Raw genomic sequence first — 24,810 nt, 5'->3', positions numbered from 1 at the left:
CCGGCTAGGGGAGGATAGTCCCCGAGCCCTAAACACCACTGCGAACCCTAGATCTTGGTGCGGTGGAAATTCTGGAATGACTTCGAGGCTGTGGGGCCGCGCTGGCCCTGGTAGCGGTTCTGATGAGTGCCCGTACCGTAAGGGTTTTCAGCCGGGGAGCTGAGCTGGAAGAAGCACAGCTGGCCAATCTTCATACCGGGCCAGAGTTTGATCGGCAAGGTTGCCACGTTGGAGAGCTCCAAGGTGATGTGACCGGAGAAACCCGGGTCAATGAAGCCGGCGGTGGAGTGTGTGAGCAGGCCTAGGCGGCCCAGAGAGGACTTGCCTTCGAGGCGTGCAGCGACATCATCGGGCAACGTCACCGTCTCATAGGTGGAGGCCAGCGCAAATTCACCCGGATGCAAAATGAATGACTCGTCGGGTTCAACTTCCACCATCCGGGTCAGCTCAGGCTGCTCCTCCGCCGGGTCAATGTAGGCGTAACGGTGGTTGTCAAAGAGCCGGAAATACCTGTCGATGCGCACATCAACGCTCGATGGCTGCACCATGGAAGGGTCGTAGGGGTCCAAGACAATCCGCTTGGCGTCAATTTCGGCACGTATGTCGCGGTCAGAGATCAGCACCCTCTAAAAATAGCGTATCTAGACCAAGATCAGCAGAATGATCCCCTTGGCCGGGCCGGAAAGGGCCAGGATCAACGCGGCAGGACTAATATGTGCGTTCTTGGCGTTGTACTAAAGCCCATAGATCCGCGCAGCGCAGCTAAGGTAAGAACCATGAATATTGAAGAGACGCCTCTTCCCGGCATTGGTGTGCGTAGGGAATTGCGGCTTGCTACCGGACGGCGCGTAGGCGTGGTGACCCACCGGGATGGTCACGCTGAGTTAATCCTGTCCCGTGTTGATGACCCTGATGCTTGTGCCGCTTCCATCCCGCTCACCGCCGAGGAAGCCGCCGGGCTGGGACAGTTGCTGGGATCGGCGCAGCTCATTGCCCAACTCAGCACGGAACAAGAAAACCTCACGGGCATCACCACGCACCAATTCATGATCCGTCCGGGCTCCACCTTCGCCGGGCGCACGCTGGGGCAGACCCAGATGCGCACGCGCACGGGCGCTTCCATTGTGGCCTTGCTGCGCGATGGTGACGTGGTGGGGTCTCCGCGCCCTGATGAGGTCCTCCATGTTGGGGACATGGTGGTCATTGTCGGCACTGAAGATGGACTGGCAGAGGCTGCACATATTTTGCAGTCCAGACCCTAGCCCGCCATGGATTCAACGACCCTTTCCCTGGTTCAGCTCGGCATCGTCTTTTTCGGGCTCGGTTTTTTGGGTCGTCAGGCTGGACGGATCGGCATGTCCCCCGTCCCCCTCTATCTTTTAGGCGGTCTGGCCTTTGGAAAGGGCGGCCTGGTCAACCTTGGCGGCATTGATGGATTCGCCCATATTGCCAGTGAAATTGGTGTCATCTTACTGCTGCTTATGCTCGGTTTGGAATATACGGCCAAGGAACTCGTCACGGGACTGAAACAGTCGTGGATGGCGGGGGTGCTGGACTTGGTGCTGAATATGCTTCCGGGTGTTGCCGTGGCATTGATCTTGGGGTGGGGCCCGGTGGGGGCACTGGTCATGGCTGGCATTACTTATAGCTCATCATCAGGGATTATCGCCAAGGTTTTAGGTGATCTAGGCCGGCTGGGTAACCGTGAAACGCCCGTCATCTTGGCCATCTTGGTCATCGAGGATCTGGCAATGGCCGCGTACCTGCCCATCCTGACGGCCGTTTTAGCGGGAGTCTCATTCCTGGGCGGGCTCACCGCAGTCGGAATTTCCTTGGCCGTGATCACCTTGGTGCTGCTGGGTGCGCTGCGCTACGGACATATGGTCTCGACTGTTTTGGACAGCCCTGACAGGGAATCGTTCCTACTCAAGCTGCTGGGCGCCGCCTTGTTGGTGGCTGGTGTAGCCTCGGCGCTGCAGGTCTCAGCGGCCGTGGGCGCCTTCCTCTTGGGCATCGCGATCTCCGGCGGTACGGCAGAGAACGCCGCCCGCGTGCTGGAGCCGTTGCGAGATCTTTTCGCCGCCATGTTCTTTGTCCTGTTCGGCTTGAACACCGATCCCCACACCATCCCGCCCGTGCTCGGGTTCGCCCTGCTGCTGGCACTGGTCACTACCATCACGAAGGTGGTGACAGGCTGGTGGGCGGCATCGCGGCAAGGCATCGGAATACCGGGCCGGGCCCGTGCCGGCGCCGCCTTGATTGCCCGCGGCGAGTTTTCCATCGTCATTGCCGGGCTAGCTGTGGCCTCGGGCGCCGTCCCCGTTGAACTGGCCGCGCTAGCTACCACCTATGTGCTGATCATGGCCGTCAGCGGCCCCATCGCAGCCCGCTATGTGGAGCCTCTTGTGCGGCTGATCCAGGGCAAAAAGCAAGAGCCTGAGCCGATTTTCTAGACCCACCCTCTTCCCAGAGCAACCATTCTTGTTCAGTACCACGGCCTCACACCGGTTGCGGTATCAGTGCCACTTGTGAGGTGCGGCGGCATGAAGAAAGTAGCGGCTCGGAGCTGCCCGGCAAGCAGCCGCCCAACAGGAAGCTGAGCAGCAACACCTCCCCCAGCAGGCGCAGCTGCTGCCTGTTCCGGAAGCGGCTACCGCACCTGCAGCAGCGGATGATCTGCTCAGTAAATTGGAACGGCTTGCGGCACTACATGCTTCAGGCGCCCTCACCGATACCGAGTTTGCCGCCGGCAAGGCCTCCATCATCAGCTAACTATGCATGCCGCTGGCAAGATCGGCGCAAGCAACCCCGTGTCATTGGTCATGACCATGGCCTTGCTCGGGCTAGAATCAATAGCGGAACAAATGCTGCAGCTTGCTGTGGACGTTCCATTGCGGGCGTAGCTCAATGGTAGAGCGCTAGCTTCCCAAGCTCGATACGCGGGTTCGATTCCCGTCGCCCGCTCAGTTTCCCAGTTTGGCCCCCGACATCTCGGGGGCCAAACTGCTTTAACATTTGGTGCTGCCAGTGGCGCCGTGCCGCTAACCCGTACTCAGCAACCCGCAACCTGCAACCCACAACCTGCAACCTGCAATCCAAATTCTGACCCCTACCTCGAGGTGCCCGGTTGCAACCACGCACATCGAAGCGGAGGTCAAAAGCCACTGCTCACCGCTGCATGAGAGCACCCACATCGACGCCCCATGCGTGTAGGGTCAAAAAGAAAGGGCCCTGGCGGGTTCTTCGATGAGGAGCAACGATGACCCACGATCCACACACCGTTCACCATGGACCCACACTTCGTCTTGGAGTTTTGGGCAAGTCACACAAGCCTGATGAGCGGCGCGCACCCATCCACCCCGACCATTTCTCCCGGATTGAGCCTGAGATCCGCGCCAAAATGGTGGTGGAGGAGGGTTACGGCACCCGTTTTGGCATGTCCGACGCCGTGCTGGCCACTTTGGTGGGCACAGTGGCCCCCCGCGAGCAGGTCATTGCGCAAACAGACGTAATACTCCTGCCCAAACCCCAAGCCGCCGATCTGGCCGATCTGAAGGACGGGCAGGTCCTGTGGGGCTGGCCGCACTGTGTCCAGGACCGTGCCATCACACAGCAGGCCATTGACAAGAAGCTGACGCTGATTGCCTTTGAGGCAATGAATCATTGGGCCTCCGACGGCGGCTTCGGCCTGCACGTGTTCCACAAGAATAATGAGCTGGCAGGCTACTCCTCGGTCATGCATTCGCTGTCATTGATCGGTTCCACCGGAGACTATGGCCGCCGCCTGAACGCCGTCGTCATTGGTTTTGGTGCCACCGCCCGTGGCGCGGTGACGGCATTGAGCGCGCTGGGCATCCATGAGGTGCAGGTGCTGACCAGCCGCAACGTGGCAGCCGTGGCCTCACCCATCCACTCGGCAGAGATGGTGCAGTTCGATTTCGCCCCAGAACCGCCGTACACCGGTTTCGTCATGCTCGATGACGGTGAGGTGCCGCTGGCCGATTTCCTCGCCGAGGCGGACATCGTGGTCAATTGCACCCTTCAGGACCCGAACGCGCCCATGACGTATTTGACCGAGGCCGATCTTGCGGCATTCCGGCCCGGCAGCCTGATCGTGGATGTGTCCTGTGACGAAGGCATGGGGTTCAGCTGGGCCCGCAACACCACGTTCACCGACCCCATGTTCACGGTGGGCGAGAACATCAACTATTACGCCGTAGACCACACGCCGAGCTACCTCTGGAATTCGGCCACCTGGGAAATCAGCGAGGCGCTCATGCCTTTCCTTGAAACGGTGCTGGGAGGCCCCGAGGCGTGGACTGGCAGCGACACCATCACCCGCGCCATTGAAATATCCGACGGCGTGATCGTCAACCCGGCGATCCTCGAGTTCCAGAATCGCCAGGAAAGCTACCCGCACCTGCCGGTGGCTGGCTAAACGGTGGGGGTGTGCGAGGCGCACCCCCACCTACTTTTTAGCTGCTCAGCTCGTCTTCGGGACAATAAACACGGGCTTCTTGGCGCTACGCAGGTTGATCTGCAAGGTTAGCTGCCCGCGCTTGGCCAGAACCAATCCGATCACCACGGCGGCCAAAGCTGGCATGCCGCCAGCAACCACCGTTGCCCACTGGACACCCCAATGCTCGGCCAGCCAGCCCATGAGCGGGCCACCCAGAGCCTGACCACCCATGAGCACCATGATGTACAGGCTCATAACACGGCCACGAATGCGCACGTTGGTTGACATTTGCACCAGCTGGTTGGCACTGGTCAGAAACAGCAGGGAGGCGAACCCTGCCACCACCATGACGGCGCCAAAGGTAACCATATTGGGGGCCAGCGAAGCAATCATGAGCACCACCCCGTAGCTACCGGCAGCTGCCATCACCCCGCGCAGTCGCAGCGTGGCAAAACGGGTGGAGGCGATCGCCCCGCACAGGGCGCCGAGCGCAACCAAAGTGTTCAGCAGGCCGTAGCCTCCGGCCCCGGCGTCGAACACGTTGTTGGCATAGGCCGCCAGCAGCACGGCCAGGCTCAAGCCGAACACGGCAAAAACCGCTGCCATCATGGCCGGCCAGAAAATGGTGGGCTTGCGCAGCACGTAGCGTACGCCTTCCATGAGCTGGCCCTTGGCACGTTGCACGGGCGGCATCTTGACCAGTTCGCTGCTGCGGATCAGGCACAGCGAGATCACGGTGATGGTGCAGGCCAGCGCATTGGCCGCGAAGGCCCAGCCGCCGCCCACTGCCATGATCAGCACGCCGCTAACGGCGGGGCCGATCATGCCACCCATCTGGAAAATCGAAGAGTTCAAGCTGATGGCGTTGCGCAATTGCCGCGGACCAACAAGTTCGTTGACGAATACTTGACGTGCAGGCTGATCGGCCACCACCACCAAGCCAAGAACAAAGGCAATCACATAGATGTGCCACACCTGAAGGTTGCCGGTCAGCGCCAAAACGGCCATGAGTGTTGCCAGCACTCCGGCAGCGCCCTGGCTGATCATGAGGATGAGCCGTTTGGAGTACCTATCGGCCAAGATCCCACCCAATGGCATGAGTAGCAAGGAGGGCAGAAATTGCATGAAGACGGTTATTCCAACCGCGGTCACCGAACCTGACAGCTCCAGAACCACCCAGTCCTGGGCCACCCGTTGCATCCAGAGGGCAATGACGGCAAGGAGGTTGGCGGAGGCAAAGATGCGGTAATTGCGGATTTTCAGCGAGGAAAATGTCTGACTCCACGGCGGGCACGTGGCAACTAGGTTGATGGGGGCGGTTGGGGAAGCGTTCAATTCAGCTGGTGGGGGCGTCAACGCGTTGTTCCTGGGACTCGAAAAGTGGATGGGGCTAAAAAGGCGGAGGGGACTTTACCTTTTCAACCCTAGACGGCACCAAGTTATGCCGAAAGAGTATGATGCCTATAAATACTATTGAGGTACGTAATAGTTCTGAGGATGCGCATGCCCGAATCACCTACTTTTGACCCCATCCAGCTCAAAAGCTTCCTTGCGCTTGCCGAAACCCGCAACTTCACCAGGGCAGCCGAGCGCCTGGGCATTAGCCAGCCCACCGTGAGTCAGCATGTGCGTAAGTTGGAGCAGGCCGCGGGAAGGGTGCTTGTCACCCGAGATACCCGCGTGTTGCGCCTGACGGACAATGGGGACGCCATGGCCGGTTTCGCCCGAACCATCTTGGCCGCTAATGACGCCGCCACACGCTACTTTTCCGGTGCCGCCATGCGCGGGCGGCTGCGTTTTGGCACCGCGGATGATCTGGCCATCACGGGCCTGCCACGGATCCTGCGTGAGTTCCGCCAACTGTACCCACAAATCAACCTCGAACTCACGGTGAGTCAGAGCGATCAACTGCACCGCCGGCTAAAGGCTGGCGCCCTGGATCTGGTATTCGTCAAGTGGGTCTCTGGCGCCCAGGAAGGTGAAGTGGTCAAGCAGGACACCTTCGCCTGGGTGGGGCTGGAGCAGACAGTTTTGGAGCCTGGCGCACCCGTCCCCGTCATTGTGTATCCGGCCCCGAGCCTGAGCCGGAAACTGGCACTGGATGCCCTCGAGCAGGCCGGCCGCACGTGGCGTGTCACCTGCACCACCAAACAGATCAGTGGCGTTCTGGCCGCGCTCCGTGCCGGGATTGGCATTGCCGTCATGCCCACCTCGCTGGTGCCGGAGGATCTCAAGGTGATCACCAAGCGCTTTGACCTGCCGCCCGTGGGTGATGTGGACTTCACACTGATCCGCAACCCACTGGCCAACACGGAAGTGGTGGATGCCTTGACCCAAGCCATCATGGGCCGCAAGCTCACCCCGCTGGGCAGGCGCTAGAACTCTCGAGTGAGGCCAGGTTAGCAAGCTCACAGCCAACCCATGACCGGGAGCGGTAGACTTGAGCCCGTTATGATGCGAACCATGTTTAAATCCAAGGTCCACCGCGCCACCGTCACCCACGCTGACCTGCACTATGTTGGCTCCGTGACAGTTGACGCCGATCTGCTGGACGCTGCAAATATCCTCCCCGGCGAGCTGGTCTCCATAGTGGACATCACCAATGGTGCCCGCCTGGAAACGTACACCATTGCCGGTGAGCGGGGCTCCGGCGTCATCGGCATCAATGGTGCCGCCGCGCATCTGGTCAACGTTGGAGATCTGGTCATCCTGATCACCTACGCCCAGATGAACGACGCCGAGGCGCGCGATTACGTGCCCACCGTGGTCCACGTTGATGCGCAAAACGCAATAGTGCAGTTGGGCACCGATCCCGCCGAGGCCATCACCGAGGGGCTGCTGCGCCCCGCCTTCGCCCTGCGCCCCTAACGCACTGCACCCTTAATACCCTGCACCCTTAACACTAGGCCTGCTGTCACTATGCTGTGATGTGTGCTGGCTGTTATTGAGGGATTCTCCGTAGTTTGGCTCATCATCTTGGTGGGCTGGTTTGTGGGGCGTAAAAAAGTTCTGGGCGAGAACGCCCAAACCGTACTCAGTAGGCTCTCCTTCTTCGTGGCCAGCCCCGCGCTTCTCGTGGAAACCCTGGCCCGCGCACAGTTGCGCACTGTTTTTGCCCAACCGCTCCTAGTGGCTGCACTGAGCGCAATCATCACGGCCACACTGTTCTTGCTAATTGTGAAGTTTTGGCTCAAACGTTCCCTGGCTGAGTCGCTGCTGGCGGCCATGTCATCCTCCACCTCCAACGCCGCCAATCTGGGCATTCCCATTGCGGCATACGTTCTAGGTGATGCCGCCCTGATTGCCCCGGTGCTGGTGTTTCAGCTAGCTTTTTACACTCCCATTTACCTCATGTTTTTGGACAGTCTGACCAGCGGCCACCGCGCCACGCCCGGACGCATCCTCGTACAGGTTGTGCGCAACCCCATGATTGCAGGCACGGCTGCCGGCTTGATCCTGGCCAGCACAGGATGGGTGCTGCCCGCACTGGTGGCAGAACCCCTCCACCTCATTGCCGGTGCCGCTATCCCGGCCATCTTGATTGCCTTTGGCATGTCCCTGGGAACCACTAAACCGCTCAATGCCGCCGATGAACGGCGTACCGATATCTTGCTGGGGACGGGCTTCAAACTCATCCTGCACCCGTTCGCTGCTTTTCTCTTGGGACATTTTGCCTTGGGGCTGGACGGTGCCGCGCTGTTCGCCGTGGTGGTTGCCGCAGCCCTGCCCACGGCCCAGAACATTTATGTCACCGCCCAGCGCTACCAGGTGGGCCTTGCAGTGGCCAAGGACACCGCGCTGCTTACCACCGTGTTGGCCATCCCGGCCATGTTCGTGGTTGCCCTCCTCCTCGGGTGAGTCACGTGCGGGTGAGTCACGGTACGCTGTCGTTATGGCTACCAATTCCGCAGCAGAGTTGCTCACCACCATCCAGGCCGGCTACATCTTTGAGGGCCCGTCCATAGCCTTGGGCGCGGCCATGATCGACGGCGCCATCCACCCGGAAGCGCAGGTGTCACTGCCGCTGGCCATGATGAACCGGCACGGTTTGGTGGCCGGGGCCACCGGTACGGGAAAAACCGTCACGCTGCACATGATGGCTGAACAGCTTTCCACTGCGGGCGTCCCAGTCTTCATGGCGGATATCAAAGGTGATCTGACGGGCCTGGCCACGGCGGCTTCGGGTAGCGAGAAGCTGACGGCACGCACCCAGGCTCTCGGCCAGCAGTGGGAATCCACAGCGTTCCCCGTCGAATTTCTGGCTCTGGGTGGCAACGGCAACGGTGTTCCCGTGCGGGCCACCGTCACCTCATTCGGCCCCATCCTGCTGGCCCGGGTACTGGGCCTGAATGCCACCCAGGAATCCAGTCTGCAGCTGGTCTTTCACTACGCAGATACCAAAAATCTAGAACTTTATGATCTGGTGGATCTACGCGCTGTCATCACGTTCCTCACCTCGGATGAGGGCAAAGCGGACTTGAGCGAACTCGGCGGGCTCTCCAAGGCCACGGCCGGAGTCATCTTACGTAATCTGATCACCTTGGATGCCCAGAGCATGGGTGAATTCTTTGGCATGCCCGAGTTCGACACCGCCGAACTTCTGCGCACGGCCCCGGACGGCCGCGGCGTCATCACCTGCCTGGAACTGCCCAGCATCCAAGACAAGCCACTGCTGTTCTCCACGTTCCTCATGTGGTTGCTAGCGGATCTTTTCCGTGAACTCCCCGAGGTGGGCGACGCCGAGAAGCCCAAGCTCGTGTTCTTCTTCGATGAGGCGCACTTGTTGTTCAATGGCGCCAGCAAGGCCTTCCTGAACGCCATCACTAGCACGGTGCGGCTCATTCGTTCCAAGGGTGTGGGTATTTTCTTCGTCACCCAGACGCCCAAGGATGTGCCGGGCGAGGTTTTGGCCCAGCTGGCCAACCGCGTCCAGCACGCCCTGCGCGCCTTCACCCCCGAGGATGCTAAAGCGCTCAAAGCAACCGTCTCCACGTTCCCCACCAGCAGTTACGATCTGGGCGAGATCCTGACCAGTGCCGGCATTGGTGAGGCCGTGGTCACCGTCATGAATGAGAACGGTGCTCCCACCCCCGTGGCCTTGACCAGGCTGCGCGCTCCGGGCTCTCTCATGGGTCCCAGCACGGAGGACACCGTCAAGGCTGTCATCGCAGCTTCGGCCTTGCTGGCCACCTATGGGACCGCCGTGGATCCCGTCTCCGCCTATGAAAAGCTGGCGTCTGCCACCAAAGCCGCCCCCAGCACAGGCCCTGCCGTGGGGACACCCCTGCCGCCACCTCCCCCTGTGGCGCTTCCCTCCCCCGCGGACGAAAGCGGCATGGCCTCCGACGTCATTGGAGTCTTGGGCGGGGCGTTGGGTGGGGGACTAAAAAGCATGGTCCGCTCCATGGGCTCATCCCTGGGCCGGAACCTGATGCGGGACATGTTTGGGACTGCGCCGCGGAAACGGCGACGCTGACGTGGCGGGAGGGCCGGGTTGATGACAACTGAGTACAGAGCCCTGATTCAAGCCCCTGCCCCTGAACCCGGTACAGTTGACCGCGTGAAGAACGGGACCCAACTCATCAAGATCGCCGCCGTCTGGCTGCTGATTTTCCTGCTCGGTGTTGCCGCGTCAATCGTGACCATTGCGGTTGTCAACACCAAGGATTTTGGGCCTGAGAAGACTGTGGCCAGGTATCTGGACGCGCTCAAGGCCGGTGATGGCGGGACCGCAAGGGGCCTGCTGAACGCCAAAATCCCCGGTGCAAACGCAGCAGCCCTGGACGGCAAAGCCTTGGCGCAGTCCCAGAAGGACGTCAAGGAGCTTTCTATTGCTCCTTCCGTCCCTACCGACGAGAACACAGAACGTGTCACTGTCAGTTACACGGTTACTGATGTCCCGTTGAGCACTGATTTTGTGCTCCAAAAGGGCCCCAAACACTGGTTGTTCTTTGACAGTTGGGAAATGGTTCCCGTCACGCTGCCGGTCATCAACGCCTCCGTGGTCAACGCCCATCAATCCAGCATCAACGGCGTCGAAGCCAATATGCCTGATGGTAAGAACTCCTTTGCCGTCTTCTACCCCGGCAACTATGAGCTGGAATACCGCTCGCCACTATTCGCGGCTCCGCCCGTGACGCGCACCGTCACCGGGTCCACCGAAGCAGTCTCCCCTGTCAGCCTGGCAACAGGACCCACCAGCGATCTGCTGGCCCAGGTAGATGGAACCATCCGCAAGTATTTGGATGCCTGCGCCAAACAGGCTGTTTTGATGCCCACGGGCTGCCCCCTGAACGCGGCCACCAACAATAGGGTTCTTTCCTCCGTTGCGTGGTCAATTGTGGAGTACCCAGCCATCACCATCACACCGTTTGGTGGGCAATGGATCATGGCGCCGCTGAAGTTTAAGGCTCAGGTGGCGTTCAAAGAACAGGACCTTTTCACGGGCCAGGTCTCCCCCGTCAAACAAACGTCAGACTTCAGCTTCACCACCAAGCTGACCATCACGGCAAACAACGTGTTGGTCACCCCGGTGCTCGACTTCTAAGAGCGTCTTCGCCGGGCAGTGTTTTTGCCACATGCGCCCACCGGCTCATTCCAAGAATAAGAGGACCGGACCCTTGCCGGGTCCGGTCCTCTTATCTAACTTGCAAAACTAGTACAACAGCGCAGCGTTTAGACCCCGCGTAGATCCAGCACCAGCTCTGTGGCCCCTGCTGCTGAAAGCACTACCGGGATACCCCAGTCCTGCTGGTACAGGTGGCAGGCCGCATGATCAGGGATCTCACCGTTAGCGTCCTCGGGACCGTCGCACGCGGCGGCCCTGGCGGTCAGGTGCAGCACACCTTCGTCAATGCCGGCGGCCAGAACCAGTGTCCGGTGCAGGCCCACGGAGGTTCCGCCGCCGCTTAGCAACAGCTCCGGCGGTGTGGAAGAGACCTTCAACTGGGTGGGGTCCCCCCAGCGGTCATCGAGTTTCTGCCCGGTTGGTGCGGAGAAGTTAATGGTGAGTTCCAGTTCACCGGGGGCAACCTCGGTTTTGGGCCGCTGCGTCTGAGCCGCTCCCTCATCTACCTGCAAGGCGTTCTTGGGCAGGGGAAGGCGGATCAGCTGGTGCTTGTTGGACTCAACCACAATGAGCAGCGGCACCTCTCCCGTTTCATCCAGCAGAACATCACTGGGCTCGGCCAAACCGCGGGCCAGGGTACTGACGGTTTTTGTGGCCGGATCATAGCGGCGCACGGCACCGTTGTAGGTGTCTGCAACTGCCACTGAACCATCAGGGAGCACCGCCACACCCAGTGGGTGCTGCAGGCGCGCTTGGGCTGCCTCGCCGTCACGGAAACCGAAATCAAAGAGTCCCTCGCCAAGGGCCGTCTCAACGTCCACCGCGCCTCCGTCTGAGAATTTGAGCACGCGCAAGGCGGATGTTTCAGAATCAGCAACCCAGATATTGCCCTTGGCGTCTTCTGTGACACCTGAGGGCTGGGCAAACCAGGCCTGCGCTCCCGGGCCATCCAGCAAGCCTTCAAGGCCATTGCCAGCGATCACAGTGACGGCGCCGCTGAGCGGGTCAAAATCAAAAATCTGGTGGGTTCCAGCCATCGCCACCACCACTGTCTCCAGAGCCGAAGAGTAGGCAACGTCCCACGGAGAGGACAGTGCTATCTCAAGCGGCGCGGTGCCGAGGTAAGTCTCCGAGGCTGCTTCGCCGTGGTCAGTCACACGGGCGGGGCCAGCATCCAGGAGCCGCTGGATACCGTTGCCAGCCAACGTGCGGACCGCCCCCGTTGCCAGCGTAATCCCGCGCAGGCGGTGGTTGACCGAATCCGCCACAACAACGTCGTAACCCACCGAGGCGGCGAGCTGCTCCGGGAGCAGTGCCAAACCATGAGGTTCATTGAACATGGCGTCCTCGGCCGTGCCGTCCAGGAAGCCCTTGGTGCCCGAGCCTATGGTGCGGACCAGGGTAGTCAGATCCGGGCCGGTTTCCACGAGGCGGTGATGGCCGGTGTCCGAGACCAAGAAGTTGCCATTGGTCAGGGGCAGCACCTTGCCGGGGAATCGAAGATCGCGAATAACAGGTTCTGGCGCAACGTAGGGGCCATCTCCCCGGTGCAAAGTGCCCTTGGCCTCATGCTCGGCAATGAGCTCGGGGATCAGGGTGGCCAGGCCAGCGGCATGGCCCTCACCTGATAGGTGCGCCACAATGTAGCCCTCCGGGTCAACAACCACCAGCGTGGGCCAGGCCCGGGCGGCGTACGCCTGCCAAGTGACCAACTCGGGATCGTCAAGGACCGGGTGTTGGATATCGTAACGTTCTACGGCAGAGGCAAGGGCTACCGGATCAGCCTCATGCTCAAACTTGGGAGAATGCACACCAACCGTCACCAGGACGTCCTTGAATTCGGTCTCCAGGGGGCGCAACTCATCCAGGACGTGCAGGCAATTGATGCAGCAGAAGGTCCAAAAGTCCAAAATGACGATCTTGCCGCGCAGCTTTTCCAGAGTCAGTTCAACGCCACCGGTGTTCAACCAGCCGCGACCTTCAAGCTCCGATGCCCGCACCCTGACAGGGTTGGCTGAGGTGGAGGTGGTTTTTGTTGCGGAATCCACTAGTTCGCTTCTCCTTGTGTTCCGGCCGGGGTCTCCGACTCACGGATATATCTGTTCTCGGTGGTGCTGTTCTTCGCCGCCCTGTTCTCGGCGTCTCCGGTCTCGGCGGGCCGCTCCTGCTCAGCGACTCCCAGACCGGAGTCTCCGTGGGTGGCGCCCGCGGTGGCACGGTGGCGCTGCGGTAGGTGCGGAACCCGGCCGCTGTTCGCCATGGCCGTATCACGGGCCGCCAGCTGGGCGAACATGTCATTGTAAGCACCCAGTTCGGCGTACTTATTCCTGTCCGCTGCCCGGTCCTTGCGTTTAGTCTCCCGCGCATCAGACTTTGACCACATATAGGCCACACCCATGGCGATCAGAAGAGTGGGGAATTCTCCCAGCCCCCACGCAATGCCACCTGCGGTTTGCTGGTCAACCAGCGCGGAATCACCCCAGGGCCGGCCCATGTTGCCGAAGTACTCACCGCTGAGCAGTGAGGTGGACATCATCAATGACACGCCAAAGAATGCGTGGAAGGCCATGGTGGCCAACAGCAGAACCAACCGCAAGGGGTAGGGCGCCCTGGTGGGAAGGGGGTCCTCACCGATCATGCTCTGCACAAAGATGTAACCGGTGATGGTGAAGTGCACAATCATGAGTTCATGACCCACGTGGTAGCGCATCGCGAAGTTGAAAGCCGGCGAGTAGTAGAACAGGAACAGGCTGCCGGAAAAGTTTGCGGCAGCAAACAACGGGTGCGTGATGACTTTGGAGTACTTGGAGTGAACCAGTACCAGAATCCATTCGCGGATTCCCCGCGATCCGTCCCTGCGTGGCGCGAGCGCCTGCAAGGCCAGCGAGATAGGTGAACCTATCGCCATGAACAGCGGGGCCACCGCCATCAGTGCCATGTGCTCCACCATATGGGCGCTGAAGGTTACGGCACCATAAACGGCCGGACCACCAGAGGTGATGTAAACCAGGGCCAGCAGGCCAGCGAACCAGGAGACGCTGCGCAGCACAGACCACTTGTCTCCACGCTTGCGCAATTTTATGACGCCCATCAGGTAGGCGGCACCGGCCAGCACGGCAAAAGCCACCCACAGCCAGTCCATCCGCCATTCGCTGAACCAGCGCGAGGTCACCAATTCCGGCGGCAGCGGGTAGCCCGTGAGGATTTGTGCAGGGGAGAGAGCCTCGACGCTCAACTCGCGGGACTGCGGTGGTGCCGAGCGGCCAAGGCCAACGGCAATACCGCTGACAATGCCCATGACCAACAGCTCCACAAAAATGAGCTGCCACAACAAGCGGCGGGAATTTGCCGTCTCCTTCCGGCCGCCTGCCAACCGTGGAATAATCCATTCCCGGTGCATGTAACCAATGACTCCCAGCACTACTGTTGCCGCGGACTTAGCCACGATGAGTTGTCCGTAGGTGGAGTAGAAAAGGTCATGCCAGCTGGTGATGCGGATGGCCGCGTTGATGACGCCCGAGCCGGCCACGGCCACGAAGGCAAAAAGTGCCAGCGCGGAGAAACGCTTCAAGGTTTGGGCCGTGATCTTGCCTAAAACCCCGGAAATTACCACTAGGACAATGATGCCCCCCACCCACAGGGAGGCGCCGGTAACATGCAGGAACAGCGAGTTCACTGCCCCCTTGTGGTCAGCACTGGAGGCCGAATGCCCAATCAGGGCCTGCGGGATGAAGGAGAGTACCGCCAGCACCAGAGGCACAGCCAATGCGCTGATATTGCGCAGGGCAAAAGTCAAGGTGGTGACTACAGCGGCAACAATCGTGATGATCAACCAGGCTTGTCCCACAGGAAGATCGGTGATGAAGAACACCAACATGTTGGTGTAGTCACTGCTGCCGTTCAAGGCTAGACCCGAAATGCTGGAGTACGTCAGTACCAGTACGGCAATAGCTGAAAGGGTCCATACTCCGCCAGCCACCATGGCAAGCGTCATGGCCCGGGCAAAAGCTGGATGTTCCGGCACTGTGACGCGCTTGGCGGCGTCGATCTTCTGGCTACCCGAATGCGGACGGTGCGCCTTGAGGTCCTTAGGCAGAATCACTACCGCGAACACCAACGCACCAATGACCGCGGAAAGGGCCAGATTATGAATGGTGGTAGCCACGGGCAGGCCCCAGCGCGTGAACGCGCCCGGATCGGCGAGCAATTGCACAGCAGTGGCCCCGGTCCACAGCAGCGATAACACCACTGCCACCATGGCAGCTGCCAAACCCAGCCACCACCAGGGGCTGGGAATACCGTCGGCAAAAGTACCCCCACGCGCTGGAGCAGGGGTGCGGACTGTGGCTGCTGAGGAAGACTCTTTGGGTGACACCCTCCCATTCTCCTGCACCTTGTGAACATCGGGCGAATCAGGGATCTCACAGGAATGTCCCGGAGCCAATAAAAACTGGCCACCGTTTCCCCCGAACGTTGGGTAGCGGCGCCGCAGCCGGGTAGGAACCGGCCTTAAATGTCTGAAGGCGGCCCGCTGTTGCCGGCCGCCTTCAGGGAAACTGTGCAGAAATTACTTCTTGACAGCAGCCTTCAGCTTGGAGCCAGCGGAGAGCTTCACGCTGTGGCCTGCTGCGATCTCAATTGCCTCACCCGTCTGGGGGTTGCGGCCGGTGCGTGCTGCGCGGTCGGTGCGCTCGATGGAGAGCCAGCCCGGGATGGTGATCTTTTCGCCAGCTGCAACGGAGCTCTCGAAGACGGAGAAGAGTGCATCCAAAACAGCGTTAACTGCGGTCTGGCTGGTCTCAGCCTTTGCAGCAACTTCAGCAACCAATTCGCTACGGTTCTTAGCCATGTTTGTCCTCCTGGACGTAAAGTGAATCCAATTCCACGCGGTTGAGTGTCAACCACTGCTAGCGAACTTACCAGTATTTCCGCGGAAATCCGGCAAATTTGGGCGTTTTTCAGTGATTTCGCAGACAAATTCCCCGGATTCTAGGGTTATTTCGCTCTCAGCCGAGCTTTTTACCTCCCCCAGCCGCGAAGTCCGGGGCCAGAACAGGGCCGCAACACCCGCCACCGCAGCCACCCAGAAGGTGGTCTGAGCAAATTAAGAGGGCAGCAAAAAGGCGGCGACCCGAAGGTCACCGCCTTTTTCAGACTAGCTTTACCAGCCTAAGCCGGTATTACCAGCTGGACTTCTTGATACCGGGCAGTTCGCCAGCGTGCGCCATCTTGCGGAAGCGTACACGGGAGATGCCGAACTTCTGGAGCGTTCCACGCGGACGGCCGTCAATGGCGTCGCGGTTACGAACACGTACCGGCGAGGCGTTGCGGGGGAGCTTCTGCAGGCCCAGGCGGGCTGCTTCTTTCTCTTCCGGAGTGGAGGCCGGGTTAACGAGGGCCTTCTTGAGGGCGAGACGCTTCTCGGCGTAACGCTCTACGATGACCTTGCGCTGCTCGTTCTTCGCGATCATGGACTTCTTAGCCATAGTCTTAGCGCTCCTCTCGGAATTCAACGTGCTGACGGATCTTGGGATCGTACTTCTTCAGAACCAAACGGTCCGGAGTGTTACGACGGTTCTTGCGTGTTACATACGTGAAACCAGTGCCCGCGGTGCTCTTGAGCTTGATGATCGGACGTACGTCCTTGTCTTTTGCCACTAGAGCTTCACCCCACGAGCGAGAATGTCGGCGACGACGGAGTCAATACCGCGAACGTCGATGGTCTTGATGCCCTTGACGGAAAGCTGCAACGTAACGTTGCGGCGCAAGGACGGTACCCAGTAGCGCTTCTTCTGGATATTCGGATCGAACCGACGCTTGTTGCGGCGGTGCGAGTGCGAAATGCTATGTCCGAAGCCCGGCTCGGCTCCAGTCACCTGGCAATGAGCTGCCATGATCACTCCTAATAAATATGTGGATACGGTTCACTGGTGTAAACCGTGCGAATAGGCAGCGTCCGCTCTTGGACAGCATGATTCCCAACCGTCATTTTCATGATGTTGGGGAAAAGGCCATCGAAGCGACTACCCGAATGCACGCAACTTGAGCCCCTAACTACCGGCCAGCGGGAGGATAATCACCGCAAACCGGAGCAATTGCACACGCTCCGCGCTACCTAGCGCCTACCCAGTCTAGTTGGAAAGGCTCGATTATCCCTAATTGGCCCATATCATGGCGCACATCAAACGGGCAGACGGTGGCGCAAAGGTATCCTCGCGCCCCGGCCGCCTGTCCCCCAAATCCTTCAGTGCTCCACGCCCAGGGCCCTAGGAACAGGGCCCTAGGCTCAAAAATTACGGGCGAAACGGACGGGCCAAATCCCCCGGATTTCTTGGTGGTCAGCCGGCTGATCCACCGCCATTGCTAAAACGGATTCAGTTTCATCCGCAAAGAATTGCTCACCAATAAATTTTTGCGTTTCAGGCACGTCTAATTGCCTCTGTACTAAATTCAAGACCGATCCCACTGCAACGCTCATGGCGCATTCCTTCCAGCATCCCCAGCATTTTGATCTTCCCTTGATCGTTGCTTTAGACACTACGGGCGGGCCGGAGGCACGGCATCGGTAATTACTACGTATCTTTCACCCGGAGGGGCACCACTGCATGGTTTGGTGCCTGCGAAAAAATCAGGCCAGCGGGGATTGCAAGGCCGGCCAGCGGGCGCTGAGGTTGTCTCCTGAAGATACCCCGCGCAGGCGGCGGCTCACCCAAGGACCCACGTATTCTTTGGTCCAGGCGGCGTTTTCCTTGATGGTGACAGCCGTGGTGCGCACCGGGATGGGCGGCAAATCCGGCAGCGGAATACGGACAGTTTCACCCAGTTGTTCAAGGACCCGGTTGGCCATGTTGATGTGGCCCGGGGTGGACATGTGCATGCGGTCAATGCCCCAGAGACGCCAGTCGTTGTACTCGCGGAAACGCCAGTAGTCCACAAGGGCGGCGCCGTGGGACTCGGCAACCTCGCGGACAAGTTCGTTGTAAACAGCGGTGCGGCCGCGGATGCTGGCGAAGACCTTGGACGAGCTGGCGTCGTACCCGGTGAAGACCAGCAGGCGCGCACCGGTGGCCGCCAATTTGCCCAGCCCGTCGGAATATTTGGCGATCATGGCGTCAATGTCCACCTTGGGGCGCAGGATGTCATTGATGCCGGCGTAAATGGTGACCAGGGTGGGGTTCATGGCCACGGCCGCATCTATCTGCTCAGCGAGAATCTGGTTCATTTTCTTGCCGCGGATGGCGAGGTTGGCATAACCCCAGGACTCTTCCGGGTGGGCTAGGGCCAGTTGCTCTGCGGTCCTGTCCGCCCACCCCCGGACCTGGTTGGGAAGGGCAGGGTCGGCGTCACCCAGGCCTTCTGTGAATGAGTCGCCCAATGCCACGTACCGTGCCGAGAAATCCACGCTGCTCCTCGCCGCCAATCAAGCATATAGCCGATCACCTGCGGTCTTGTTTCGCCAATAAATTAACTACGCTAATCCTATGACTTGGTTCCACTTTTCTAGGGTTCCACTTTTTCTGCGAGTGGGCTCGCCAGCCAGTTTGTGAGCTAGCTGGTACCGCAGCGCCGCAGGAACAAGCGGAACTTAGATGAGCCTTTCGCAGGTCGGGGCTCCTCGGCTGGGCCGATTTAGGCGACCGTTTCGAGTTCTTCGCCCGCGTGTTCTTCTTCGCGGGCGGCCCGCAGCGCCGCATATGCTCCTCCGGCGTCCCGCAGCCCTGCCGGTGTGCCCACTTCGGCGAGCAAACCACCGGCGAGCACTGCCAACTGCTCGGCGTCTTCCACCGTGGAAAGCCGGTGCGCGATGATCAGCGTGGTGCGTCCCACCGCCAGATGGTCCAGAGCCAGCTGGACTGCCGCTTCCGTGGTGTTATCCAGCGCCGAGGTGGCCTCATCCAGCACCAGCACCCGCGGATTGCGCAGAATAGTGCGGGCAATGGCCAGCCGTTGCTGCTCGCCCCCGGAGAAGCGGTGACCGCGGGCGCCCACCAGTGTGTCCAGCCCCTCCGGCAGAGACGCAATGAGGTCCGCAATCTGGGCTGATGCGAGCGCCTGCCACAGGGTTGCGTCGTCAGCATCCGGAGCGGCCAGCAACAGGTTTTCGCGGATGCTGGCGTGGGCTAGGTAGCTTTCCTGCGAAACCACACCAACAATTCGCGCCAGCACATCCGGGGCAATCTGGCGCACGTCCACACCGTCAATTGTGACGCGGCCACTCGTGACATCGTGCAGCCGGGGCAGCAAAGAGCCCAGCGTTGACTTGCCGGAGCCGGTAGGGCCAACCACGGCGGTGCTGGTGCCAGCCAACAGCGCAAGGTCGATGCCGCGCAAAACGTCAGCTCCGCCGTCGTACGCAAAATGGACATTTTCAAAGCGAACCTCACCCCGCACTGTGGCGGGATCCAGAGGAACCGGGTTCTCGGGGGCGGTGATCTCCGGAACCATGTCCAGGTATTCGAAGATGCGGCTGAACAGGGCCATGGCGCTGACCCACTGGACGCCGAGGTTCAGCAGGCCCATGATGGGGCGGAAAATAGTGGATTGCAGGGCGGTGAACGCCACGATGGTGCCGATGCTCAGCGTGGTCCCGGGCAGGCCGCCGACGAAGTAGATCAGCGCGGGAATGGCGGAGAAGATGATGCTCATGGTGGCCATCCGCCAGCGGCCGGCCAGCTGCGAGCGCAGTTCCAGGCCAATGAGCCGTTCGGAGCTTTCGGTGTACCGGGCGGCGTCGCGGCCCGTGGTACCGAGCGTTTTGGCCAGGCGCACCCCGGATATGCTCAGCCCCTCCTCGACGTACGTGTTCATGGTGGCGAGCTCGGCCTGCATGGTAGAGGTGATGTCGCGCCGCAGCAGGGCCACGCGGCGGGAGAACCAGACGGCGGGCGGGATCACTAACAGGGACAGCAGAGACAGTTGCGGGGACAGCACCACCATGGCCACCGCAGTGGCAACGGCGGTGGTTACATTGGAGGCAATGCCCGTGGCCGTTGAGGTGATGACTGATTGCATGCCGGAGATGTCGTTGTTCAGGCGCGATTGCACCTCGCCGCTGCGGGTTCGCGTAAAGAATGCGAGCGACTGTTTTTGCAGGTGTGTGAACAGCCGGGTGCGCAGTGTGTGCATGATTTTTTGGCCCATGGCCGTGGTCATCCACGTCTGAATCACGCCGATAAAAGCGGTTGCCGCGGCCACGGCAATCATGGCGCCTGCCAGCAGACCCAACAGCTGCAGGTCCTTGGCGGGCAGCGCTTGATCGATGATGCCGCGGACCAAAAATGGTTGCGCCAGTCCAACAATGCTGGAGACGCTGATGAGAAGCACCACGACGGCGATGGTCCCCTTGTGGGGTGCAAATAGTGCCGCGATGCGGTTGAGGCCAACGGGGTGGAGCTGGATCTGCTTCTTGTCCGCAGGGTTGATGCGGGCGGGGCCGCGGATGGTGAAATTTGAGGGGCCGGTGTCTTCACGGCCTGGATTTTGCGAGCGGTTCTTTTGAGGGCGGATGTTCTCCGTCATGGGCGACACCTCCATATGGTGTGCGGGGCACGGGACTCGCGCCAACTGATACAGAGGTTACCTCACTATGTGGTTTCAGGTCAAATTGTTATGCTTGGGCCTATGGCTTCCCCTGACGATGCTCCCGAGCTCGGCGAGCTCTTTCACGCCACATTCCGGGGCTTACGCCGCACCTGGTCCGAGCAACTTGCCCCGTGGGGTCTGACCCCGCACCAGTGGCGAGCGCTGCTGACCCTCATGCGGCCCGGAGGTGGCGCCCCGGCCGCAGACTGCACCGGTTCCGGTGATGTGCGGTTAAAGGATTTGGCGCAGCGGCTGCGGATAGCCCCGCGATCGGCCACCGAAGTGGTTGATCAGCTCGAGGCCAAGGGTTTGGTGCGCCGCGAACCGGATCCTGGCGATAGGCGGGCCACACACATTGTGGCCACGGCATCCGGGGAACAACTTTTCGCTAACGTTCAAGCGGAGCGGCGCGGTAAATCCAGCGAATACTTTGCCCGGCTCAACGAGGCGGACCGAACCGACCTGGCCAGAATCCTGTCCCAACTCCCTCACTGACGGGTGCGCTCCCGCACTTTCGGGGCGTTCCCTAGAGACCGTCGGTTACCTTACGGGGGGGTTTTCACCGCACCCTCCGCACCCAACTACCGTCCCTATCCCAGCAATGGTGCGTTTTCGGCCGACGCTATCCCGGATCGACACGGCGCAGGCACTGGCCACCGTTGATGCGGCGCTGGCTCTGCTGCGGGAGCCAGCCACCGTCTCATAGGCAGCCGGGTTCATAGGCCACCGGAACCAAAAACGCACGGAGCATCACCCGGCTGGGCTCAGCCCTGCGGGGGTCCGGGGATATTAACCATCCATGGGACGCCGCATTTGTCCGTGAGTATGCCGAACGTGTCACCCCAGGGTGCTGTGGTGAGCGGCTCGGAAATGATTGCCCCGTCGGCGAGCGCGTCCCACCAGCCTCGCAGCACGGCGCCGTCGTCCCCACTGAGGGAAACGTTCGAATTGGCGATGAAGTCCATGCCGTTGGGGGCATCGGCGCACATGATCACAAGTCCGTGCTCGCTGGTCAGCATGCCGTGCATGATCTTGTTTGCCTCGGCGGGGTCCTCAAACATCGGCATCTGCCCATAGGTACTTAGCTCTAGTGCCCCACCAAACACTAAGTGGTAGAACTCCAAGGAGGCACGAGCGCTGTCGCGGAAGTTCAGGTAGGGGTTCGGTCGCACAGTCATGGCATTCCTCCTGCGGGGTGGCGATTCACAGTGACCGTTGAGATTGCCCTCCCCAGGGCTGCCCACGTCACCCATTGAGTGGGATAGCGTTCGTCAAAAACGCCCCGAAGGTGGGAGAGCGTTTGTCAGAAACGCCCCGAAGGTGGGATAGCGTCGGTTCTTCGGGTCAGCCGGGGAGCGCTTGGCCTTTGCGCCAATAGCCCATGAAGGCGACGGCGTTGCGGTCCATCCCCACATCCCGCACTAAGTAGCGGCGTAGCGTCCGGATGGTGGCCGCTTCCCCCGCAAGCCAAGCGTAAAGCCCGTGGCCGGGGCTTGCGGCCGGGGTCTCCCACAGGATGGAGGCGTCGATGTCCACGTCCTCGGGCTCCTCTCCGCGTTCGCAGGCGGCAGGGGCAATAAGAGCCTCCACATCCGCCACTAACGCCTGACCGTGCGGCTTCTCCCCCCGAGCAAACCAGCGGACCTCAACCCCAGGCGGGACAGCCAGGTCCAGGAAATCCTCGGCGGTGGGCACTTCTAGGACTGCGTGGCCGGTGGCGTGCTCCGGCATGCTTTCCAGGATGGCGGCAATGGCGGGTACGGCCGTTTCGTCCCCTACCAGCAGCATCCGGCGGCCCTCGCCCGGCGCATACTCAATGCCCACGCAATCTCCCCACCGGGAGCACGGACCAATGATCATCATGGGATCCCCTGGCGCGGCAGCCGCGGCCCATTCGGCGGCCGGACCCGAGCCGCCGTCGAGATGCAGCACAAAGTCAACATCCAGCTCGGCCGGAACGGCAGGGCGGCCACCGGCAGCGGGCACCGCACGGCGCAAGGCCCGGACGGTGTAGGTGCGCATAACCCCGCGCACCGACTCGTCCAGGGCGCGCCATTGTGTGTACCAGTCGTTCTGCAGGGAGCCGCGGATATGGCTCAGCTGCGGCAATGCGTGCCCGGGCGAGGGGATCATGACCTTGATCCGCAAATCCAGCGTTTGCCCGGCTGCGTTGGCACCAAACAATGCCAGGTCATCCCCACGGAAGGTGATGCGACGGAAGTGCGGGCTCAGCTGTGCCACCGCACTGACTTTTAGGTCAAACGCCCTGATGGGCCGGATCTCGTCCGCCTGCACGGTGCCGACTTCCCCGTTCTGTTCCTCAACTGCTGCGCTCATGCCTGCACTCCTTCCACTTCGGGCACACTCTCAAGACCCTGCAATTTCGCCGCCGCAGCTTCCGCCAGCAGCGCGGCCCGGCGCCCAATGGGCACCACCATGGGCGTGCCCACCACGGGATCGGCCACCACCACGGATTCAAGCCCAAACACTTTCTGCACCAGCTCCGCCGTCATGACCTTTTCGGGCGCACCCTGAGCCACCACTGCCCCGTCCTTCATGGCAATCAGGTGATCGGCGTAGCGCGCGGCCAAGTTCAAATCGTGCAGCACAATGGCCACCGTAATCCCGCGCCGCGCATTTAATTCCGAGACCACATCCAGCACCTCCACCTGGTGCGCCAAATCAAGGTACGTGGTGGGTTCATCCAGCAGCAGCACATCGGTCTCTTGCGCGAGCGCCATGGCAATCCAGACGCGTTGGCGCTGCCCGCCGGAGAGTTCGTCAATGCTGCGCCCGGCCAGTTCCGCCGTACCTGTGACGTTCAGCGCGGCAGCCACAGCGTCATCATCCGCCGTGCTCCACTGCCGGAACCAGCCCTGGTGCGGACTGCGCCCACGCCCCACAAGGTCGGCCACGCTAATGCCGTCCGGGGCGGTGGGCGTTTGCGGCAGGATGCCCAGCTTGCGGGCCAGGGTACGGGTGGGCACCTTGTGAATATCCTCCCCGTCCAGATGGACGACGCCGGCACCTGGCTTGAGCAGCCTGGCCAACCCGCGCAGCACCGTGGATTTGCCGCAGGCGTTGGCGCCCACAATGATGGTCACCTTCCCTGCCGGCAGTTCCACGTCCAGGTCCGCCACAATGGTCCTCTCGCCGTAGCCTAGCGAGAGGCCGGTGGCGCTCAGGGTTGCTACCGGGGGCATCGCATCCGGGTTGTTTGGGCGCATGGCCATGTCAGCCTCCTTGGTTGGCACGGTTGGTGTAAATGAGCAGCCACAGCAGGAACGGCGCACCGAGCGCACCGGTGACAACACCCACGGGCAGGGACGTTCCGGGTATGGCATTGACGGCGACAAAGTGGGCTGCGAGCACTATTGCGGCCCCCACTAAACCGGATAGAGGCAGCGACGCCGCTCCCCCGTTCAACCGCTTGGCGATGGGTCCGGACAGGAACGCCACGAAGGCAATGGGCCCGGCAGCCGCCGTCGGCAGTGCCGCGAGCAGCACGCCGAGAATGGTCAGCAGCAGCCGGGCACGCGGCACATTGAAGCCCAGGCCCGCGGCCGTATCACCGCCCAGCGAGAGCCCGCGCAGCTCCCGCGAACCCACCGCCACGAATGGTGCCAGCACCACAAGGGCAATGGTCAGCAGGCCCACCCGCTCCCAGTTGGCGGAGTTCAGCGAACCGGTCAGCCACACCATGAGCTCCTGCGCATTGCTGACGTCCGCGCGCGACATTAAGAACGTGACCACGGCCTGCATGAATGCTGCAGCGCCGATCCCGATCAGGATCAGGCCTGTGCCGCCGCGTCCCCGTGCGAGCACTGTAATCACCAAGGCCACAAGTAGCGCGCCAATGATCGCGGCCACCGAAACACCCGCCCCGCGCACCCCGAACAGCACCACGGCGGCAACCGCGGTGGCACTTGCCCCGTAGCTGATGCCAATGATGTCCGGGCTGGCAAGCGGGTTGCGCAGCATGGTCTGAAACACGGCACCGGCCACGCCGAACGACGCCCCAGCCAGCATTCCCAACAGCGCCTGCGGCAGCTTGTTTTCCATGACGATAAAGCTCGCCCCGGGGATGGTCTTCCCGCCGAGCATGGCGAAGAAGTCGGGGATGGTGACGGTGTAGCTGCCGAGCAGGATGTTCACGGCCAACAGCGCAAACACCAGAGCAGCCATGGTGCCCATAAGGCAG

24 protein-coding genes and 1 tRNA gene are annotated in these 24,810 nt (G+C 61.2%); 10 read left to right on the top strand and 15 right to left on the bottom strand.

Annotated elements, in window-relative coordinates; all coding sequences use genetic code 11:
* Positions 1-47: 47 nt before the first annotated feature.
* Positions 48-623 (bottom strand): dCTP deaminase, encoded by a 576-nt coding sequence (gene dcd / locus RY113_RS06120; RefSeq protein ID WP_110105226.1) that lies wholly within the window; start codon positions 621-623, stop codon positions 48-50.
* 153 nt (positions 624-776) lie between these two features.
* On the opposite strand from dcd, the gene RY113_RS06115 reads away from it, so the two are divergent.
* The 4 genes from RY113_RS06115 (at position 777) to RY113_RS06100 (ending at position 4,438) form a co-directional block, all read left to right on the top strand.
* Positions 777-1,262 (top strand): cation:proton antiporter regulatory subunit, encoded by a 486-nt coding sequence (locus RY113_RS06115; protein ID WP_110105227.1) that lies wholly within the window; start codon positions 777-779, stop codon positions 1,260-1,262.
* Between the two features lie 6 nt (positions 1,263-1,268).
* Positions 1,269-2,453 (top strand): cation:proton antiporter, encoded by a 1,185-nt coding sequence (locus RY113_RS06110; protein ID WP_110105228.1) that lies wholly within the window; start codon positions 1,269-1,271, stop codon positions 2,451-2,453.
* A gap of 440 nt (positions 2,454-2,893) precedes the next feature.
* Positions 2,894-2,964: transfer RNA gene (locus RY113_RS06105), tRNA-Gly, on the top strand.
* A 295-nt stretch (positions 2,965-3,259) separates the two neighbouring features.
* A complete protein-coding gene (locus RY113_RS06100) occupies positions 3,260-4,438 on the top strand; it encodes a N(5)-(carboxyethyl)ornithine synthase (protein ID WP_110105229.1) in 1,179 nt (392 codons plus the stop codon).
* Between the two features lie 45 nt (positions 4,439-4,483).
* On the opposite strand, the gene RY113_RS06095 is transcribed toward RY113_RS06100, so the two are convergent.
* Complete coding sequence (locus tag RY113_RS06095) at positions 4,484-5,815, bottom strand: MFS transporter (protein ID WP_315913888.1); 1,332 nt, start codon at positions 5,813-5,815, stop codon at positions 4,484-4,486.
* Positions 5,816-5,962: 147 nt separating this feature from the next.
* Between RY113_RS06095 and RY113_RS06090 the strand changes: the two genes are divergently transcribed.
* From RY113_RS06090 to RY113_RS06070, 5 genes are all read left to right on the top strand, one after another.
* On the top strand, positions 5,963-6,838 hold the full coding sequence (locus tag RY113_RS06090; RefSeq protein ID WP_110105353.1) for a LysR substrate-binding domain-containing protein: 876 nt from the start codon (positions 5,963-5,965) through the stop codon (positions 6,836-6,838).
* Between the two features lie 72 nt (positions 6,839-6,910).
* Complete coding sequence (panD, locus tag RY113_RS06085; protein ID WP_315913887.1) at positions 6,911-7,327, top strand: aspartate 1-decarboxylase; 417 nt, start codon at positions 6,911-6,913, stop codon at positions 7,325-7,327.
* Positions 7,328-7,390: 63 nt separating this feature from the next.
* Complete coding sequence (locus RY113_RS06080) at positions 7,391-8,317, top strand: AEC family transporter (RefSeq protein WP_315913886.1); 927 nt, start codon at positions 7,391-7,393, stop codon at positions 8,315-8,317.
* A gap of 34 nt (positions 8,318-8,351) precedes the next feature.
* Complete coding sequence (locus RY113_RS06075; protein WP_315913885.1) at positions 8,352-9,935, top strand: helicase HerA-like domain-containing protein; 1,584 nt, start codon at positions 8,352-8,354, stop codon at positions 9,933-9,935.
* 84 nt (positions 9,936-10,019) lie between these two features.
* Positions 10,020-11,006, top strand: a complete 987-nt coding sequence (locus RY113_RS06070) for a hypothetical protein (protein WP_315913884.1) — start codon at positions 10,020-10,022, stop codon at positions 11,004-11,006.
* Between the two features lie 128 nt (positions 11,007-11,134).
* Here RY113_RS06070 and RY113_RS06065 read toward each other — a convergent pair whose 3' ends face one another.
* The 9 genes from RY113_RS06065 to RY113_RS06025 all read right to left on the bottom strand — a co-directional run bounded on the left by RY113_RS06065 (position 11,135) and on the right by RY113_RS06025 (position 20,546).
* Complete coding sequence (locus RY113_RS06065; protein ID WP_315913883.1) at positions 11,135-13,075, bottom strand: NHL domain-containing thioredoxin family protein; 1,941 nt, start codon at positions 13,073-13,075, stop codon at positions 11,135-11,137.
* Positions 13,075-15,285, bottom strand: a complete 2,211-nt coding sequence (locus RY113_RS06060; RefSeq protein ID WP_315914115.1) for a cytochrome c oxidase assembly protein — start codon at positions 15,283-15,285, stop codon at positions 13,075-13,077. The genes RY113_RS06065 and RY113_RS06060 overlap by 1 nt, the downstream gene beginning before the upstream one ends.
* Before the next feature lie 309 nt (positions 15,286-15,594).
* The gene (locus tag RY113_RS06055) at positions 15,595-15,876 is read right to left on the bottom strand and encodes an HU family DNA-binding protein (protein WP_110105236.1); all 282 of its coding nucleotides are present in this window, start codon (positions 15,874-15,876) and stop codon (positions 15,595-15,597) included.
* A 331-nt stretch (positions 15,877-16,207) separates the two neighbouring features.
* A complete protein-coding gene (rpsN, locus tag RY113_RS06050) occupies positions 16,208-16,513 on the bottom strand; it encodes a 30S ribosomal protein S14 (RefSeq protein WP_062007872.1) in 306 nt (101 codons plus the stop codon).
* Between the two features lie 4 nt (positions 16,514-16,517).
* On the bottom strand, positions 16,518-16,685 hold the full coding sequence (gene rpmG / locus RY113_RS06045) for a 50S ribosomal protein L33 (RefSeq protein ID WP_044574616.1): 168 nt from the start codon (positions 16,683-16,685) through the stop codon (positions 16,518-16,520).
* Entirely contained in the window at positions 16,685-16,921 is a 237-nt protein-coding gene (gene rpmB, locus RY113_RS06040) for a 50S ribosomal protein L28 (protein ID WP_044574618.1), read from the bottom strand. The genes rpmG and rpmB overlap by 1 nt, the downstream gene beginning before the upstream one ends.
* Positions 16,922-17,313: 392 nt before the next feature.
* A complete protein-coding gene (locus RY113_RS06035) occupies positions 17,314-17,505 on the bottom strand; it encodes a hypothetical protein (RefSeq protein ID WP_110105237.1) in 192 nt (63 codons plus the stop codon).
* 150 nt (positions 17,506-17,655) lie between these two features.
* Positions 17,656-18,429, bottom strand: coding sequence for an SGNH/GDSL hydrolase family protein (locus RY113_RS06030; protein ID WP_315913882.1), 774 nt, complete (start codon positions 18,427-18,429; stop codon positions 17,656-17,658).
* 227 nt (positions 18,430-18,656) lie between these two features.
* Positions 18,657-20,546, bottom strand: coding sequence for an ABC transporter ATP-binding protein (locus RY113_RS06025; RefSeq protein ID WP_315913881.1), 1,890 nt, complete (start codon positions 20,544-20,546; stop codon positions 18,657-18,659).
* 102 nt (positions 20,547-20,648) lie between these two features.
* Here RY113_RS06025 and RY113_RS06020 point away from each other — a divergent pair, with 102 nt between their 5' ends.
* Entirely contained in the window at positions 20,649-21,104 is a 456-nt protein-coding gene (locus RY113_RS06020; RefSeq protein WP_315913880.1) for a MarR family transcriptional regulator, read from the top strand.
* Between the two features lie 269 nt (positions 21,105-21,373).
* Here the strand turns inward: RY113_RS06020 and RY113_RS06015 are convergent, their stop codons facing one another.
* From RY113_RS06015 to RY113_RS06000, 4 genes are all read right to left on the bottom strand, one after another.
* Positions 21,374-21,787, bottom strand: a complete 414-nt coding sequence (locus RY113_RS06015) for a VOC family protein (RefSeq protein WP_315913879.1) — start codon at positions 21,785-21,787, stop codon at positions 21,374-21,376.
* 166 nt (positions 21,788-21,953) lie between these two features.
* A complete protein-coding gene (locus tag RY113_RS06010) occupies positions 21,954-22,946 on the bottom strand; it encodes a siderophore-interacting protein (RefSeq protein ID WP_315913878.1) in 993 nt (330 codons plus the stop codon).
* Positions 22,943-23,842 (bottom strand): ABC transporter ATP-binding protein, encoded by a 900-nt coding sequence (locus tag RY113_RS06005; protein WP_245932069.1) that lies wholly within the window; start codon positions 23,840-23,842, stop codon positions 22,943-22,945. Before RY113_RS06005 ends, RY113_RS06010 begins: the two co-directional genes overlap by 4 nt.
* Before the next feature lies 1 nt (position 23,843).
* Positions 23,844-24,803: an iron chelate uptake ABC transporter family permease subunit gene (locus RY113_RS06000; protein ID WP_315914114.1), complete on the bottom strand. Its 960-nt coding sequence runs from the start codon at positions 24,801-24,803 to the stop codon at positions 23,844-23,846.
* Positions 24,804-24,810 lie beyond the last annotated feature (7 nt).

The sequence above is a fragment of the Arthrobacter sp. lap29 genome, from assembly GCF_032458965.1.
Taxonomy (GTDB): Bacteria; Actinomycetota; Actinomycetes; order Actinomycetales; family Micrococcaceae; genus Specibacter; species Specibacter psychrochitiniphilus.
This window is presented reverse-complemented; position numbering and strand designations above follow the sequence as displayed.

Bases quoted from the DNA above. Each gene is read 5' to 3' on its own strand.
- RY113_RS06060 (WP_315914115.1), bottom strand. From the start codon at position 15,285: ATGGTGGCAGTGGTGTTATCGCTGCTGTGGACCGGGGCCACTGCTGTG.
- RY113_RS06110 (WP_110105228.1), top strand. From the start codon at position 1,269: ATGGATTCAACGACCCTTTCCCTGGTTCAGCTCGGCATCGTCTTTTTC.
- panD (WP_315913887.1), top strand. From the start codon at position 6,911: ATGATGCGAACCATGTTTAAATCCAAGGTCCACCGCGCCACCGTCACC.
- RY113_RS06090 (WP_110105353.1), top strand. From the start codon at position 5,963: ATGCCCGAATCACCTACTTTTGACCCCATCCAGCTCAAAAGCTTCCTT.
- RY113_RS06015 (WP_315913879.1), bottom strand. From the start codon at position 21,787: ATGACTGTGCGACCGAACCCCTACCTGAACTTCCGCGACAGCGCTCGT.
- RY113_RS06055 (WP_110105236.1), bottom strand. From the start codon at position 15,876: ATGGCTAAGAACCGTAGCGAATTGGTTGCTGAAGTTGCTGCAAAGGCT.
- RY113_RS06115 (WP_110105227.1), top strand. From the start codon at position 777: ATGAATATTGAAGAGACGCCTCTTCCCGGCATTGGTGTGCGTAGGGAA.
- RY113_RS06075 (WP_315913885.1), top strand. From the start codon at position 8,352: ATGGCTACCAATTCCGCAGCAGAGTTGCTCACCACCATCCAGGCCGGC.
- RY113_RS06035 (WP_110105237.1), bottom strand. From the start codon at position 17,505: ATGAGCGTTGCAGTGGGATCGGTCTTGAATTTAGTACAGAGGCAATTA.
- RY113_RS06020 (WP_315913880.1), top strand. From the start codon at position 20,649: ATGGCTTCCCCTGACGATGCTCCCGAGCTCGGCGAGCTCTTTCACGCC.
- rpmB (WP_044574618.1), bottom strand. From the start codon at position 16,921: ATGGCAGCTCATTGCCAGGTGACTGGAGCCGAGCCGGGCTTCGGACAT.
- RY113_RS06000 (WP_315914114.1), bottom strand. From the start codon at position 24,803: ATGGGCACCATGGCTGCTCTGGTGTTTGCGCTGTTGGCCGTGAACATC.
- RY113_RS06010 (WP_315913878.1), bottom strand. From the start codon at position 22,946: ATGAGCGCAGCAGTTGAGGAACAGAACGGGGAAGTCGGCACCGTGCAG.
- RY113_RS06025 (WP_315913881.1), bottom strand. From the start codon at position 20,546: ATGACGGAGAACATCCGCCCTCAAAAGAACCGCTCGCAAAATCCAGGC.
- rpsN (WP_062007872.1), bottom strand. From the start codon at position 16,513: ATGGCTAAGAAGTCCATGATCGCGAAGAACGAGCAGCGCAAGGTCATC.
- RY113_RS06100 (WP_110105229.1), top strand. From the start codon at position 3,260: ATGACCCACGATCCACACACCGTTCACCATGGACCCACACTTCGTCTT.
- RY113_RS06005 (WP_245932069.1), bottom strand. From the start codon at position 23,842: ATGGCCATGCGCCCAAACAACCCGGATGCGATGCCCCCGGTAGCAACC.